The sequence below is a fragment of the Sphingomonas sp. J344 genome, from assembly GCF_024700005.1.
GTDB lineage: Bacteria > Pseudomonadota > Alphaproteobacteria > Sphingomonadales > Sphingomonadaceae > Sphingomonas.
Map to the genome: position 1 here is coordinate 140,079 of NZ_JAJONB010000001.1, position 14,227 is coordinate 154,305.

The 14,227-nt window shown below is 66.3% G+C and carries 12 protein-coding genes and 5 pseudogenes; 8 read left to right on the forward strand and 9 right to left on the reverse strand.

Going from position 1 to position 14,227, the window contains the following annotated elements; all coding sequences use genetic code 11:
* Positions 1-18: 18 nt before the first annotated feature.
* Positions 19-1,841: pseudogene (gene glmS / locus LRS12_RS00695) on the reverse strand (glutamine--fructose-6-phosphate transaminase (isomerizing)).
* 39 nt (positions 1,842-1,880) lie between these two features.
* Between glmS and LRS12_RS19820 the strand changes: the two are divergent.
* Positions 1,881-2,102: a hypothetical protein gene (locus LRS12_RS19820; RefSeq protein ID WP_308223047.1), complete on the forward strand. Its 222-nt coding sequence runs from the start codon at positions 1,881-1,883 to the stop codon at positions 2,100-2,102.
* Here the strand turns inward: LRS12_RS19820 and LRS12_RS19825 are convergent.
* The 4 genes and pseudogenes from LRS12_RS19825 to glmU form a co-directional block, all read right to left on the reverse strand.
* Positions 2,049-2,240, reverse strand: a pseudogene (locus LRS12_RS19825) (VapC toxin family PIN domain ribonuclease); the annotation flags it as partial. The gene LRS12_RS19820 and the pseudogene LRS12_RS19825 sit on opposite strands and share 54 nt — an antisense overlap.
* A complete protein-coding gene (locus LRS12_RS00705) occupies positions 2,237-2,611 on the reverse strand; it encodes a ribbon-helix-helix protein, CopG family (protein ID WP_257842835.1) in 375 nt (124 codons plus the stop codon). The pseudogene LRS12_RS19825 and the gene LRS12_RS00705, both read right to left, overlap by 4 nt.
* A gap of 31 nt (positions 2,612-2,642) precedes the next feature.
* Entirely contained in the window at positions 2,643-2,954 is a 312-nt protein-coding gene (locus LRS12_RS00710; RefSeq protein WP_257842836.1) for a hypothetical protein, read from the reverse strand.
* Positions 2,951-4,303: a bifunctional UDP-N-acetylglucosamine diphosphorylase/glucosamine-1-phosphate N-acetyltransferase GlmU gene (gene glmU, locus LRS12_RS00715; RefSeq protein ID WP_257842837.1), complete on the reverse strand. Its 1,353-nt coding sequence runs from the start codon at positions 4,301-4,303 to the stop codon at positions 2,951-2,953. The genes LRS12_RS00710 and glmU overlap by 4 nt, the downstream gene beginning before the upstream one ends.
* A gap of 77 nt (positions 4,304-4,380) precedes the next feature.
* On the opposite strand from glmU, the gene LRS12_RS00720 reads away from it, so the two are divergent.
* On the forward strand, positions 4,381-5,094 hold the full coding sequence (locus tag LRS12_RS00720; RefSeq protein WP_257842838.1) for an HAD-IA family hydrolase: 714 nt from the start codon (positions 4,381-4,383) through the stop codon (positions 5,092-5,094).
* On the opposite strand, the pseudogene LRS12_RS00725 reads toward LRS12_RS00720, so the two are convergent.
* The 4 genes and pseudogenes from LRS12_RS00725 to LRS12_RS00740 form a co-directional block, all read right to left on the reverse strand.
* A pseudogene (locus LRS12_RS00725) lies at positions 5,036-6,041 on the reverse strand (nucleotidyltransferase family protein). The gene LRS12_RS00720 and the pseudogene LRS12_RS00725 sit on opposite strands and share 59 nt — an antisense overlap.
* Positions 6,038-6,901: an HprK-related kinase A gene (locus tag LRS12_RS00730; protein WP_257842839.1), complete on the reverse strand. Its 864-nt coding sequence runs from the start codon at positions 6,899-6,901 to the stop codon at positions 6,038-6,040. The pseudogene LRS12_RS00725 and the gene LRS12_RS00730 overlap by 4 nt, the downstream one beginning before the upstream one ends.
* On the reverse strand, positions 6,901-7,167 hold the full coding sequence (locus LRS12_RS00735) for an HPr-rel-A system PqqD family peptide chaperone (RefSeq protein ID WP_257842840.1): 267 nt from the start codon (positions 7,165-7,167) through the stop codon (positions 6,901-6,903). The genes LRS12_RS00730 and LRS12_RS00735 overlap by 1 nt, the downstream gene beginning before the upstream one ends.
* 6 nt (positions 7,168-7,173) lie before the next feature.
* Complete coding sequence (locus LRS12_RS00740) at positions 7,174-7,575, reverse strand: hypothetical protein (RefSeq protein ID WP_257842841.1); 402 nt, start codon at positions 7,573-7,575, stop codon at positions 7,174-7,176.
* A gap of 70 nt (positions 7,576-7,645) precedes the next feature.
* Between LRS12_RS00740 and LRS12_RS00745 the strand changes: the two are divergent.
* From LRS12_RS00745 to phoU, 6 genes and pseudogenes are all read left to right on the forward strand, one after another.
* Positions 7,646-8,862 (forward strand): annotated as a pseudogene (locus LRS12_RS00745) (ATP-binding protein).
* 84 nt (positions 8,863-8,946) lie between these two features.
* Positions 8,947-9,988: pseudogene (locus LRS12_RS00750) on the forward strand (substrate-binding domain-containing protein).
* Between the two features lie 45 nt (positions 9,989-10,033).
* Positions 10,034-11,413: a phosphate ABC transporter permease subunit PstC gene (gene pstC / locus LRS12_RS00755; RefSeq protein ID WP_257842842.1), complete on the forward strand. Its 1,380-nt coding sequence runs from the start codon at positions 10,034-10,036 to the stop codon at positions 11,411-11,413.
* Entirely contained in the window at positions 11,406-12,707 is a 1,302-nt protein-coding gene (pstA, locus tag LRS12_RS00760; protein ID WP_257842843.1) for a phosphate ABC transporter permease PstA, read from the forward strand. The genes pstC and pstA overlap by 8 nt, the downstream gene beginning before the upstream one ends.
* Positions 12,707-13,525, forward strand: coding sequence for a phosphate ABC transporter ATP-binding protein PstB (pstB, locus tag LRS12_RS00765; RefSeq protein ID WP_374580013.1), 819 nt, complete (start codon positions 12,707-12,709; stop codon positions 13,523-13,525). The genes pstA and pstB overlap by 1 nt, the downstream gene beginning before the upstream one ends.
* Positions 13,525-14,226, forward strand: coding sequence for a phosphate signaling complex protein PhoU (gene phoU / locus LRS12_RS00770; protein ID WP_257842844.1), 702 nt, complete (start codon positions 13,525-13,527; stop codon positions 14,224-14,226). Before pstB ends, phoU begins: the two co-directional genes overlap by 1 nt.
* Position 14,227 lies beyond the last annotated feature (1 nt).

Consider the following 14,227-nt stretch of genomic DNA (forward strand, 5'->3'; position numbering starts at 1 on the left):
GTTGCCGCCCCCGCGCCTTCACTCCACCGTCACCGACTTGGCAAGGTTGCGGGGCTGGTCGACGTCCGTCCCCTTGGCCACCGCGACGTGGTACGCCAGCAGCTGCACCGGCACCGCGTAAACGATCGGCGCGATCAGCGGGTGGACCTTGGGCATCTCGATCGTCGCCAGGCAATTGTCGCCCGCTGCGGCGATCCCCTCGGCGTCGGAGATCAGCACCACCTTGCCACCGCGCGCCTGCACTTCCTGCATGTTGCTGACGGTCTTTTCGAACAGCGGGCCGCTCGGCGCGATGACGATCACCGGCACATTCTCGTCGATCAGCGCGATCGGGCCGTGCTTCATCTCGCCCGCGGCATAGCCTTCGGCATGAATATAGCTGATTTCCTTGAGCTTCAGCGCGCCTTCCATCGCCAGCGGATAGTCGGTGCCACGGCCGAGATACAGGACGTCGCGCGCACCGGCGACGCTGCCCGCCATCGCCTCGATCGCATCGTCACGGCTAAGCGCGTCGTTGAGCGCGGCGGGGGCTTCGGCGAGGTGGAGAACGATCGCCTTCTCCTCGGCCCGGTCCATCCGCCCTTTGGCCTTGGCGAGATTGGCGGCGAGCGCGGCGAGCACCGCGAGCTGGCAAGTGAACGCCTTGGTCGATGCAACGCCGATCTCCGGCCCCGCATGGGTGGGCAGCAGCAGGTCGGCCTCGCGCGCCATCGTGCTGGTCGGCACGTTGACGACGGCGGCAATCGTCTGCCCCTCCGCCTTGGCATGGCGCAGCGCGGCAAGCGTGTCGGCGGTCTCACCCGACTGGCTGATCACGATCATCAGCCCGCCCGGCTCCATCACTGGTGCGCGATAGCGGAACTCGCTCGCGACATCGATGTCGACCGCGACGCGCGCGAACTGCTCGAACCAGTATTTGGCGACCATGCCGGCATAAAAGCTGGTGCCGCATGCGACGATGGTGACACGACGGATGCTCGACAGGTCGAATTCGGGGATCGGGAGTGTCACTTCCTCCTCGAGCCGCTGGAGATAGCCGCGCAGCGTCTGTGCGACGACGATCGGCTGCTCGTAGATCTCCTTCGCCATGAAGTGGCGGTGATTGCCCTTGTCGATCAGCTGGCCCGACGCGCCCGAATTGACGATCGGGCGCTCGACGGCGTTGTTCTCGACGTCATAGACCTGCGCGCCTTCGCGGGTGAGGACGACCCAGTCACCTTCCTCGAGATAGGAGATGCGCTGAGTCAGCGGCGCGAGCGCGAGCGCGTCGGAGCCGAGATAGGTTTCTCCCTCGCCATAGCCCACAACCAAAGGCGACCCGAGCCGCGCGCCGATCAGCATGTCGGGGTGGCTGCGAAACAGGATGGCAAGCGCGAAGGCACCGTGGAGCCGCGGCAGCACCGCCTTGACCGCTGCGACGGGATCGAGCCCGGCCTCGACCTGTTCGCTCACCAGATGCGCGACGATTTCGGTGTCGGTCTCGCTCTCGAACACCCGGCCGCGCGCCTTCAGCTCTTCACGCAGCGGCTTGAAATTCTCGATGATGCCATTGTGGACCAGCGCGACCTCGTCGGTCGCATGCGGGTGCGCGTTGCTGGTGGTCGGGCCGCCATGCGTCGCCCAGCGGGTATGCGCGATGCCGGTCGTTCCGGGCAGCGGGTCTTCAGCCAGGACCTTGCCCAGATTGACCAGCTTGCCCGACGCACGGCGGCGCTGGATTCCCCATCGACGATGGTGGCGATGCCGGCCGAGTCATAACCGCGATATTCCAGCCGCTTCAGGCCATCGAGCAGCCGGTCAGCAACGTCTTCGCGGCCCAGAATTCCAACGATTCCACACATGGGGTCTGCTCTCGACTCTAGAGGGTATAGGGGACACGGATGCCCGGCATGTTCGCCGGGAAATCCCTGGTATTGCGGGTGACGAGGACGCGGCCGCGAATCTGGGCGGTCGCAAGAATGATGGCATCGGGCGATTTGAGGCGGGGGGCGTTCGCGACGGAGCGCGGCGGCGCGATGCGAGATTTCCTCGTCGATCTCATCGAGGCCGAAGCGATCGACAAAGGTCATCACGTCGCGGACGGCGGCGTCACTGCCCTTTGACAGCACCTCGATCCACGCCATCCGGCTGATCCACATCCGCGTGCCGCTCTGCGCGATCCGGCGCAATTCATGGTGCGCGGGCTCGTGGTTCATCAGGGCATCGATGACGATATTGGCGTCGAGGCTATAGCCGCTCATGCGGTGCCCTTGTCACGTCCGGCGTCGCGCTCGGCCTCTGCCTTGCGCGTCAGTGCGAGATAGTGCGCGCGTTCCTTGTCGTCATATTCATCGAAGCATTCGGGCGATTCCGCGCGAACCTCCTCGTAATCATCGTCCCACGGGCGCGTCCATTCGGCACGCCGCTGCCGCTCATACTCAAGCGGATCGGCGGCGATGCCGTGACGCGCCCAGGCGCCGAAGCCGATGTCGAGCCAGTCCTTGGGCGCTTCCGACCGATAGGCGGCCACCGCCTCACGCAGCACTGCCGCGCGCGACTTGCCCTGCTCGGCCGCCTGAGCGTCGAGCCATTTGATGTCCTCATCGGGCAGATCGGCAAGGATGCGGGTCATTGATATACTGATATCATATCATGATATCATGTCAATGCGGGAAGTTGGTATCGACAAAGCTGCGCATGAATTCGACCGGGTCGGGCTCGTGCCCCTGCGCGGCGATGAACTTGGCGCGCCCCTTGGTCCACACCTCGTTGATCGCACCCGCCATCCCGTCGGGAAACTGCATCCGCTGCACGACGATGGCGCGCCAATCGCCGGTCGCGCCGAACATCGCGTGGAACGCCGGTTCCTGCGCCGTCAGTGCCGCGTCGCTGTCCGCATCGAGCGCGCCGATCGCGTCGAGGACATAGGCGTCGAGCAGCTTGAGGAACGGCTTGCCTTCGTAGATATCGCTCATTTCGCCGCCTTTCGTGCAGCCATCGCCGCGCGGAACCGCTTGGCCCAGCCGGCGCGCGCGGTCTGTTCGGGGCGGACCAGCGCCAGTGCGTCGGCCTCGACATCCTTGGTCACGACGCTGCCCGCGCCGACGATCGCGCCCTCGCCAATCGCCACCGGCGCGACCAGCGCGCTGTTCGATCCGATAGATGCTCCAGCCCCAATCACGGTCGGATATTTGAAGAAGCCGTCATAGTTGCAGGTGATCGTCCCCGCACCAATGTTCGCGCCCTCCCCCACCTGCGCATCGCCCAGATAGGTGAGGTGGTTGGCCTTGGCGCCCTTGCCCAGCACGGCCTTCTTGGTCTCGACGAAGTTGCCGACCTTGCTCTTCTCGCCGAGCACCGTGCCCGGGCGCAGCCGGGCGTAGGGGCCGACTTCCGCGCCGGTCGCGATCGTCGCGCCCTCGATATGGCAGAAGGCGCGGATGGTGACGCCGTCCGCGACGGTCACGCCGGGGCCGAACACCACATTCGGCTCGACCGTCACATCGCGGCCCAACACTGTATCGTGCGCGAACCACACCGTCTCCGGCGCGATCAGCGTCGCGCCATCGGCCATAGCAGCCAGGCGGCGGGCGGCCTGCCAACGATCCTCGGCATAAGCGAGCTCGGCGCGGCTGTTGATCCCGATCACCTCATCGGCATCGGTCTCGACTACCACCGCGCGGTCGCCATCGGCCAGCGCGAGCATGACGATGTCGGGGAGGTAATATTCACCCGCCGCATTCTCGTTGCCGACGCGGTCGAGCAGCGGCCACAGGTCGGCGGCGCGGACGGCGGTGACGCCGGAATTGCACAGATCGACTGCGCGTTCCTCGGGAGTCGCGTCCTTATATTCGACCATCTTGGCGATCGCGCCATCGGCGTCGGCGATGATCCGGCCATAGGCCTTGGCATCGTCGGGCCGGAAGCCGAGCACCGCGACGCGCGGCGCATCCGCCGCATCGAGCCGCGCCGCCATCGCCTCGATGGTTTCAGCGGACAGGAAGGGCGTGTCACCGAAGGCGACGATCACGATGCCCTCGAACCCGGCCAGCGCATCGCGCGCCATCAGCGTTGCGTGGGCGGTCCCGAGCTGTTCGTCCTGATGCGCGATCCGCACGCCGAGCGGCGCGACCGCCGCCTCGACCTGTTCGCGCCGCGCGCCCACGACGACGACCTTCTCTGCCGCACCTGCCGCCGCAAAGGCGTCGGTCAGGTGCAACAGCATCGGCTTGCCCGCAATCGGGTGCAGCACCTTGTGCGTATCGGACTTCATCCGCGTCCCGCTTCCGGCGGCAAGGATGATCGCGGCGATCGGCTTGGTCATCGGTTGAAAGCTCCCCTTAGCCGCGCCCCTGCCACGATCATGTTGCAATTTCCATAGCGGCGCATGCATTTGAAGCGATGACCGATTTTCCGTTCGACATCGTCGGGTTCGATCTCGACGGCACGCTGCTCGACACCAGTGCAGACCTGCTCGCCGCGACCAACCACGCGCTGGCGCTGGTGGATCGCCCCACCCTCGCGCCCCACCGGATCAGGTCGATGATCGGCGGCGGGGCGAAGAACATGCTCAAGCAGGGGCTGCACGAATCGGGGGGCTATGACGAAGCGGTGATGGCGACGGCGTACCCGGCGCTGCTCGAATTCTACGGCGACAATCTCTCCCACGGCACGGTGCCGTTCGCGGGACTCGGCGATGCGCTGGATGAACTGGAGGCGCGCGGGGTCAGGCTCGCCATCGTCACCAACAAGTTCGAACGGTTTGCGACCCGGCTGGTGCGTGAGGTCGGCCTCGACCACCGCTTCGCCTGCGTCATCGGCGGCGACACGATGGGACGCGACAACGCCAAGCCCTCTGCGGCCCCGATCCACGAGATGATCGCACGCTGCGGCGGCGGGCGCGCGGCGTTCGTCGGCGATTCGATCTACGACATCATGGCGGCGAAAAATGCGGGCATCCCGAGCATCGCGGTCAGCTTCGGCTTCCTGATGCAGCCGGTCGCGGAGCTTGGCGCAGACGCGGTGATCGACGGCTATGACGAGCTCGTCCCGACGCTCATCCGGCTGGGCGATAGCCTTTCCGCCACTTCGTCCACAAATGCTTCGCCAGCATGAGCGGCGGCATGCGCAGCCAATGGCCGCGCAGATAGAAGCCCATCTCGGCCAGCTTGCGCGTCCGCTGCCCCCAGCCATCGCGGGCGAGCAGGCGGCGCACATAGATGCGGTCGCCCAGCGTCAGCGCCGCGCCCTCCCCGAAGAGATATTCCGACAACCGTAGCGACCGTGCGACCTCTCGGGTCAGGCCGTGCTGCGCAGCGCAAGCGGCGAGCTTCAGGTCAAAACCACTACCGTCAAATTCGTCGAGCAGGCAGCGGATGTCCCACAGGTTCCGCAGCCCACCCTGCAAATCGCCATCCGCGAACAGATGCGCGGCGGCATGGACGATCATCCCCTCGGGCGGCAGCACGGCCAGGCCATTGCCCAGCGGCTCCGCGCTGGCGATCAGCGCCCCCGCATCCGGTGTCACCCGCGCAGTCAGCGGCAGGATCGTGTGGTGGACGTCGATCATCCGATCGCGCTCGCGATGGATCAGCGGAGGCAGCTCGTGCATCCAGCGGCGGTAATAGGCGTCGTCATAGGGATCGGGCTTCACCCATTCCCATCCGGCGGACAGCAAAAGTCCTTCGGCCTCCTCGATCCCGCTCGCGCGGCACGAGGATGTCGAGATCTCCGATCTGCCGCCCCTGTCCCGCCGACAGCCCGCTCGCGACGAACGCAGTGCCCTTGAGCAGCACCACCGGCATCCCGCTGGGCACAAGCGCGCGCCGCGCCATTTCCGCCTCCCACAATGCTGCCATCCGCCCCTGCTCCGCCGCCGCGCGGGCATCGGCGAGCACGCGCGCGGCGGCGTCGGGAATGGCCAGCCCCTCGACGCGATGCGCCAGGCTGCCAATCAGCGTCTCCGCCCGCGCCGCGCACAGCAATTCGGTCCAGCCCTGCGCATCAAGCGCCAGCACCGACGCCGGATCGCGCAGCGCGCGGGCGACCAGCGCGCCGCTCACGCCACTTCCCCCCATAGCCGCTCGACCAGCGTGATCGCGCCATCGGTATCGGGATAGTCGATCGCCCGCGCCGGGACGCCGCGCACAAGGGCCGTCAGCGCGTCGAACCCCGCCTCGCCCAGCGCCACATAGTTGGTTGAGGCTTGGGTGAGCCGCACGAAACACTCGCTCGGCTCGACCGCCCGCTCGGCGACCTGATGGCCGAACGCAGGAAACAGGATCAGCGCGGGCTTGGCCGACACGTCCATCGCCGCAATCGCTCGGGCATCGGGGACGAGGTGGCGGATATCGCCCTTCGGCGTCCCCTTGAGCAGCGGCCCCCAGCGCGCATCGGGCAGCATCGCCCGCATCACGCCGATCGCTTCGTTCTTGAGGCTGATCAGACGCGGAAAGCCGTGGAGCATCCCCGTCGCCGGGTCGAGCAACGCGAATTCGTCACCCATCAGCCGCCACCCGCGCGCCATCAGCAAGGCGGCGAGCGTCGATTTTCCGGCCCCGCTTTCCCCGGTCATCAGCAACGCGCGACCGCCCTTTTCGACCGCAGATGCGTGCAGCAGCAGATAGCGCCTTTGCCCCAGCGCCATCTGGAGGTTCATCGCCATCTCCGCCGCCAGCACGCCTTGCGCCAGCGGCAGCGGTGCCGCCTCCGGGATCACGAAATCCCCGCCCAGATGCACCGCCGGACGGATCCAGCGGCGCCAGAAGCGCGCGGCGAACAGGCGCACGGTGAAGTCGGGGATGCCGTCCTGCGGCTGCGGATAATCGCGGTAGAGATCGTCCAGCGCGGCGATCGGCGCGCGCCAGTCGCTGCCGATGCGAAACCCGACCCGGCCGATTCGCAGCGTGGTGGCATGGCGCATCAGGCGCGCTCCACCAGCCCGGATGCGACCAGCTCGTCGAGCCTCGCTTCGAGTGCCGCTGCATCCGGATCGATCAGGTCAAACCGCTCCGCCAGCGCCGCCAGCGCCTGTTCCAGCGTCAGCGGCTCGGCGAGCAGGTCCAGCAACTCCGGCACCGGCGAGTCGACCAGATGGGTGATTCCCGACGCCCGATGATAGATCAGCGTCAACGCATCGAGCGGTTCGATCCGCAGCGTCGCGGCAGGCGCGGCGCGATATCGAGTCACGCGGCTCTACCCGCGCGGCATCTGAAGCGATGCGAAACAGGTAAATCCGCTCGTCCCGCGCTGCAGCCGACGGATGTAGTTGGTATAGGCGCGGCTCTGGTCATAGGTCGTGCCGGGCAGGTTTGCGCCGCTCAGCGCCTGCTTCACCTCCTCGCCGCGAAACGCACGGCCCGCGGGTGGAAACGCGCCCTGCGTCCCTGCCGGAACCAGTGACCCGTCGGCGGCGATGTAGTTGCCCGCGCGCCCGGCATCAGGCACCGGGATCTCGCAATTCAGCACCGATCCGGCAGTCTGCGCGAGCGCGGGCTTGATCGATACGATCGCCGACGCACTGGCCGCACCGAGCATCAGTGCGCGCCTGCTCGGACCTTTGGGCAATCCGTCCTTGGGGGGCGTGGTGTCGGCCATGATGCGTTCATCCCTCGCATACCTGCCTTTCACAAGTGTGAATCGCGCGGCGATCGGTTAGGCTGGGCATATGCCCAGCCTGTTCCACCCCCGTACCCTGACTGCGCTTGCCGCCGTCATTGTCACCGCGATCGTCGCGTGGATCACTGCCGGGCCGGAATCAGGCGGGATCGCGCTGGTGGGCGCGACGCTGGCGGCGCTGATCGCCGCGCCCCCGCCCGAGGAATCAGCGATGGAGTCCAGCGCACCTTCCCCACTCACGCGGTGCCCGCGGGCGTGGCCGAAGCGATCGAGGCGGTGTTCGAACCGATGCTGCTGGTCGAGGGGCAGCGCGTGACAGGTGCCAATCGTGCCGCCCGCGCGCTACTCGGCGAGCATATCCTTGGCGAGGATGTCCGCGTTGCGATCCGCCACCCCGCCGCGGCCGAGCGGCTGCTGAATCCGGTCGACGGCGCACCCGGCGGGCCGATCCACCTCGTCGGCCTCGGCACGCGCGACCAGCGCTGGGAGATGCGGGTCCGCGCGCTTCCCGGCGGTGCACGGGTGGTACATTTGAGCGACCGCACCGGCGCGCATGCGGCCGACAAGATGCGGGTCGATTTCGTCGCCAATGCCAGCCATGAGCTGCGCACCCCCTCGCCTCGATCCTCGGCTTCATCGAAACGCTGGAGGACGCCGCCGACGATCCCGAAACGCGCGCCCGCTTCCTCAAGGTGATGGATAATGAGGCGCGGCGGATGCAGCGGCTGATCGACGACCTGATTTCGCTGTCGCGGATCGAGGCGGAGAAATACCGCGCGCCCGACGACATGATCGACCTCGGCGCGCTGGTGGGACAGGTGTGGGACGAACTCGCCGCCCTGTCGCCGACGCGCGGCCCGGATATCGCGCTGAAGATCGACGCCGTGCCTGCCGTGCGCGGCGATCGGGTCCAGCTGTCTCAGCTGCTCCACAACATCATCGGCAATGCGATGAAATACGGGCGGCCAGGCACCCCCGTCACCGTCACGCTCGACGCAACCGGATCCTCGATGGTCCGGCTTACCGTGCGCGACGAGAGCGAAGGGATCGCGCCGGAGCACCTGCCCCGCCTGACCGAGCGATTCTATCGCGTCGATTCTGAGTCGGAGCCGCGCCGCAGGCGGCACCGGACTCGGCCTCGCAATCGTCAAGCACATCGTCGAACGGCATCGCGGCCGGCTCGACATCGCCAGCACCGTGGGAGAGGGCACCGCGGTCACCATCCTGCTGCCCACCACGCCGATTCCGGAGCCGGTGTCATCATAACGTCACGCAATTGAAACAGAGGGCCGGTCGCGGACAGGCCCGGCCACTGTCCCGCGACTCGCAAAATGGCCGTGGGGAATCATGATGCGCAGCTTCACTCTGATCGCGCTTTCGGCGCTCACGCTTTCTGCCTGTGGCGGCGGCAGCGGCGGTAGCCAGGCGTCCCGCGACCAGATCAAGATCGTCGGTTCGTCGACGGTTTATCCCTTCACCACCATGGTCGCCGAACAGTTCGTCAACTCGGGCAGCTTCAAGGCCCCGGTAATCGAATCGACCGGCACCGGCGGCGGCATGAAGCTGTTCTGCGCGGGCGTCGGCCCGCAGCATCCCGACATGACCAACGCCTCGCGCCGCATGACCGCGTCGGAATTCGACCTGTGCCAGCGCAACGGCGTGACCGATATCCTTGAAGTCCAGGTCGGCATGGACGGCATCGCCTTTGCCGAATCGATCAACGGCCCGAAGATCAGGCTGACCCTCGCCGAGGCTTATCGCGCGCTGGCGGCAACCCCGATGGGCAAGCCCAACACCGCCAAGCTGTGGTCGGACATCAACCCGTCGCTTCCGGCCGTGCCGATCTCGATCATGGGTCCGCCCGCGACCAGCGGCACCCGCGACCTCGTTGCATGAGCTGATCATGCACCCGGGCTGCGAAGAGGCCTACCCCGAGGTCAAGGAAATCGAAAAGACCGACAAGGACAAGGCCAAGGACCTGTGCACCCGCGTGCGCGAGGACGGCGTCTATGTCGACTCGGGTGAGAACGACAATCTGATCGTCCAGAAGCTGTCCGCCAACCCCAACGCCATCGGCGTGTTCGGCTATTCCTACCTTGAGGAAAACGCCTCGCGGCTAAAGGGCGTGGCGGTCAATGGCGTCGATCCGACCTATGCCGCGATCTCGTCGGGCCAGTATCCCGGCGCGCGCGCGATGTTCATCTACGTCAAGAAACAGCATCTGAAGGCGGTACCGGGGATCAACGAGTTCCTGACCCAGTACACCAGGATGTGGGATCCCGAGGGCCCGTTGACCAAGCGCGGCATGATCGCGTCGTCCGATGCCGATCGCACCAAGGCGAGCGAGGTCATCGCACAGGGCGTGACGATGAAGCGTGACGGTCTCCACTGATCCGAACCGACACCTGCACCTCTCACAGATAGGCGGTTTCGACCGGTGAACGTCTTCGCACTCCTGTTCCTCGTGCTTGGCCTCGGGCTGATCAGCTGGCTGACGGCGCGTGCGCGCGCCGCCCGCATGGCGCGCGGCGTGTCCGCGCGCCGGCTGCACAGCCTGCCCAGCCAGCATGGTTGGTATGTCGCGACCTGGGCCGTTGTCCCGGCGCTGATCTTCATCCTCGTCTGGGCGAATGTCAGCCCGGGGCTGGTCACCGAATCGGTGCTCTCCAGCCCTGCAGCTGCACAGCTTCCAGCCTTCGGCTTCGAACGCGAGACGATGCTGAACGAAGCGCGCAGCATCGCCGAAGGGCGCAGCCAGGGTGCCTTCTACCCGGTCGCCGAACAGCTCGCACCCGCCTATGCCGCTGCACTCACCCGCTATAACTGGATCGGCACCGCACTGGCGCTGATCATCGCCTTCGCGTTCGGCGCGCTCGCCTTCACCCGGGTGAAGCCCGATTTCCGTGCACGGACAAAGTTCGAGCGCGCGGTAATGATGTTGCTGCTGGTCGCGTCGCTGATTGCGATCCTGACGACGCTCGGCATCTTCCTCTCGCTGATCTTCGAGAGCATTCGCTTCTTTTCGATCGTGCCGATCACCGACTTCCTGTTCGGATTGAACTGGAGTCCCCAGGTCATTCGCGCCGACGATCCGGGCGCGAATCTGGGCGCACTGCCGTTGTTCTGGGGCACCTTCTTCATCGGTGCCGTGATCGCGATGATCATTGCGATCCCTTTCGGCCTGATGAGCGCGATTTATCTCACCCAATATGCGCCGCGCAGCGTCCGTGCATGGATGAAGCCGATCCTCGAGATCCTCGCCGGCGTTCCCACCGTCGTGTACGGCTATTTCGCCGCGCTGACCGTCGGCCCGCTGATCCGCGATTTCGCGGTGATGCTCGGCTTCCAGTTCGCCTCGGCGGAGAGCGCCCTGTCGGCGGGGCTGGTCATGGGTATCATGATCATCCCGTTCGTCTCGTCGATGGCCGACGATTCGATCGCGGCGGTCCCGACCGCGATGCGCGACGGAAGCCTGGCGATGGGTGCAACGACCAGCGAGACGATCAAGAAGGTGCTGATCCCCGCCGCCCTGCCCGGCGTAGTTGCCGGCATCCTGCTCGCGGTCAGCCGCGCGATCGGCGAGACGATGATCGTGGTGATGGCCGCATCGGGTGCCGCCAACATCACTCTCAACCCGTTCGACGGCGCGACGACGGTGACCAAGCAGATCGTCGATCTGCTGACCGGCGAGACCGCGTTCGACAGCCCCAAGACCCTCGCCGCCTTCGCGCTGGGCCTGACGCTGTTCATGATCACCTTCGTCCTCAACATCGTCGCGCTGCGCGTCGTCAAAAAGTATCGCGAAGCATATGAGTGAGAGCCTCATCCCGCAGCTGCCGACCGGCCCCGAGGAGCCCGCACGCGCGGCCCCGACCGGCTGGAAGACCGACGTGATGCAAAAGCGCATCCGCGCCCGTTATGCCAAGGAGCGTCGCTTCCGCATGTGGGGGCTTGCGGCCGTCGTCGGTTCCGCCAGCTTCCTTGCCTTCCTGCTCGTCACGATGCTGTGGCAGGGCATTGGCGGGTTCCAGCGCGCCGAGATCGCGCTGCCGATCGACTTCAAGGCAGCGGCGCTTGAAGTCACGCCAGAGCAGCTGCGGGGCAAGGGTGCAGACCTGGCGCTTGCAGGCGCGGGGCTGAACGATGTCGTCGCCGATGCGGCGGTCGCGGCGTTCGGGCCGGATGGCGCGGACTATATCTCCGACAGTGCCTGGGTCGCGGTCCGCGACGAGCTGAAGGCACGGCCCGAACTGTTGCAGGGCCGCGCGTCGATCGACGTCCCGGCATCCTCGCCGATCGCGCTTGCCGCCAAGGGGGATGGCAACGATCCCGCGGTGACCAAGGTCGCGGTGCGACTTCGCGACGAAGGCACGCTGACCCAGGGGTTCAACATCGATTTCCTGACGGGCTCGGACGCCACCGACCCGACCGGGGTCGGGATCTGGGGGGCCCTCAAGGGGTCGTTGCTGACGATGCTGGTGACGCTGCTGATTGCGTTCCCCATCGGCGTCTTCTCGGCAATCTATCTTGAAGAATATGCGCCCCGGAACCGCTGGACGGACCTGATCGAGGTGTCGATCAACAACCTCGCTGCGGTGCCGTCGATCATCTTCGGTCTGCTCGGCCTCGCCGTGTTCCTCAACTTCCTCCATTTGCCGCGCTCGGCCCCGCTGGTCGGCGGCATGACGCTGGCGCTGATGATCATGCCGGTCATCGTCATTGCGGGACGAAACGCGATCAAGGCGGTACCCCCTTCGATCCGCGACGCCGCACTCGGCATTGGCGCGAGCCGCATCCAGGTGGTGTTCCACCATGTCCTCCCGCTCGCTTTGCCCGGCATCCTGACCGGCACGATCATCGGCATGGCCCGCGCGCTGGGTGAGACCGCGCCCTTGCTGCTGATCGGCATGCGCGCCTTCATCGTCACCCCGCCGGGCGGGGTGTTCGAACCCGCGACGGTGCTGCCGGTGCAGATTTTCCTCTGGTCCGATCAGGTCAGCCGCGGCTTTGTCGAGAAGACGAGCGCCGCGATCATCGTCCTGCTCATCTTCCTGCTCGCGATGAACGCCATCGCCATCTATCTTCGCAACCGCTTCGAGACCCGCTGGTGATGACCCAAATCGATTACGCACAAACGGCAGCCGAGAGCGCCGCGCCCGCCCAGGCCAGTACCGCGCACAAGATGTCGGCGCGCGGCGTCAACGTCTTCTACGGTGAGAAGCAGGCGATCCGCGACGTGTCGATCGATGTCGACATGGACAATGTGACAGCGTTCATCGGCCCGTCGGGCTGTGGCAAGTCGACGTTCCTGCGCACGCTCAATCGCATGAACGATACCGTCGCGAGCGCGCGCGTCGAAGGCAAGATCACGCTCGACGGCGAGGACATCTACGACAAGGCGATGGACGTGGTGCAGCTGCGCGCCCGCGTCGGCATGGTGTTCCAGAAGCCGAACCCTTTCCCCAAGTCGATCTACGAAAACGTTGCCTATGGCCCGCGCATCCACGGCCTTGCCCGGTCGCGCGGCGACATGGACGCGATCGTCGAGCGCTCGCTCAAACGCGCGGGCCTGTGGGAGGAGGTCAAGGATCGCCTCCAGGACAGCGGCACGGCCCTGTCGGGCGGTCAGCAGCAGCGGCTGTGCATCGCGCGCGCGATCGCGGTCGACCCTGAAGTGATCCTGATGGACGAGCCCTGCTCGGCGCTCGACCCGATCGCCACCGCCAAGATCGAGGAACTGATCCACGAACTGCGCGGCAAATACGCGATCGTGATCGTCACCCACAACATGCAGCAGGCCGCGCGCGTCAGCCAGCGCACCGCGTTCTTCCACCTCGGTACGCTTGTCGAATATGGCGAGACGGACCAGATCTTCACCGCGCCCCGCCAGGAGCGGACCAAGGACTACATCACCGGAAGGTACGGGTAATGGCCACGGGTCACGAGCATACGGTCAAGGCGTTCGACGAGGATATCAAGCACCTCCGCGCACTGATCTCGCAGATGGGCGGTCTCGCCGAAGAGGCGATCAGCGATGCGATGACCGCGCTGGAGCGTGGCGACGTCGCGCTCGCCAAGCAGGTGCGCGCGAAGGACAAGGCGATCGACGCGATCGAGGCGGAGGTCGAGAAGCTCGCCGTTCGGGTCATCGCACTGCGCGCGCCGATGGCGGACGATCTGCGCGATTGCGTCGCCGCGCTCAAGATCGCGGGCGTGGTCGAGCGGATCGGCGATTATGCCAAGAACATCGCCAAGCGCGTGCCGCTGATCCACACCAGCGGCAGCGACCGGATCGAGGCGATTTCGGTGATCCCGGCAATGGCGCAGCTGGCCAGCGAGATGGTGCACGAGGTGCTCGACGCCTTCTCCGCGCGTGATGCCGAAGGCGCGATCCGCGTAATCGAGCGCGACAACCGGCTCGACGATTTCTACGACAGCATCTTCCGGACGCTCGTCACATACATGGTCGAAAATCCGCGCACGGTGAGCGAAGTCGCACACCTGCTGTTCGTCGCCAAGAATATCGAACGGATCGGCGACCATGCGACCAATGTCGCGGAGATGGTCTATTTCGCCGCGACCGGGCAGTATCTGGCCGATCGCGACCCCGTCGAGGTTCCGGAGGGCTGAA

Bases quoted from the DNA above. Each gene is read 5' to 3' on its own strand.
- pstB (WP_374580013.1), top strand. From the start codon at position 12,707: ATGACCCAAATCGATTACGCACAAACGGCAGCCGAGAGCGCCGCGCCC.
- LRS12_RS00740 (WP_257842841.1), bottom strand. From the start codon at position 7,575: ATGGCCGACACCACGCCCCCCAAGGACGGATTGCCCAAAGGTCCGAGC.
- LRS12_RS00720 (WP_257842838.1), top strand. From the start codon at position 4,381: ATGACCGATTTTCCGTTCGACATCGTCGGGTTCGATCTCGACGGCACG.
- pstA (WP_257842843.1), top strand. From the start codon at position 11,406: ATGAGTGAGAGCCTCATCCCGCAGCTGCCGACCGGCCCCGAGGAGCCC.
- LRS12_RS00705 (WP_257842835.1), bottom strand. From the start codon at position 2,611: ATGACCCGCATCCTTGCCGATCTGCCCGATGAGGACATCAAATGGCTC.
- LRS12_RS19820 (WP_308223047.1), top strand. From the start codon at position 1,881: ATGCCCGGCATGTTCGCCGGGAAATCCCTGGTATTGCGGGTGACGAGG.
- phoU (WP_257842844.1), top strand. From the start codon at position 13,525: ATGGCCACGGGTCACGAGCATACGGTCAAGGCGTTCGACGAGGATATC.
- LRS12_RS00710 (WP_257842836.1), bottom strand. From the start codon at position 2,954: ATGAGCGATATCTACGAAGGCAAGCCGTTCCTCAAGCTGCTCGACGCC.
- glmU (WP_257842837.1), bottom strand. From the start codon at position 4,303: ATGACCAAGCCGATCGCCGCGATCATCCTTGCCGCCGGAAGCGGGACG.
- LRS12_RS00730 (WP_257842839.1), bottom strand. From the start codon at position 6,901: ATGCGCCATGCCACCACGCTGCGAATCGGCCGGGTCGGGTTTCGCATC.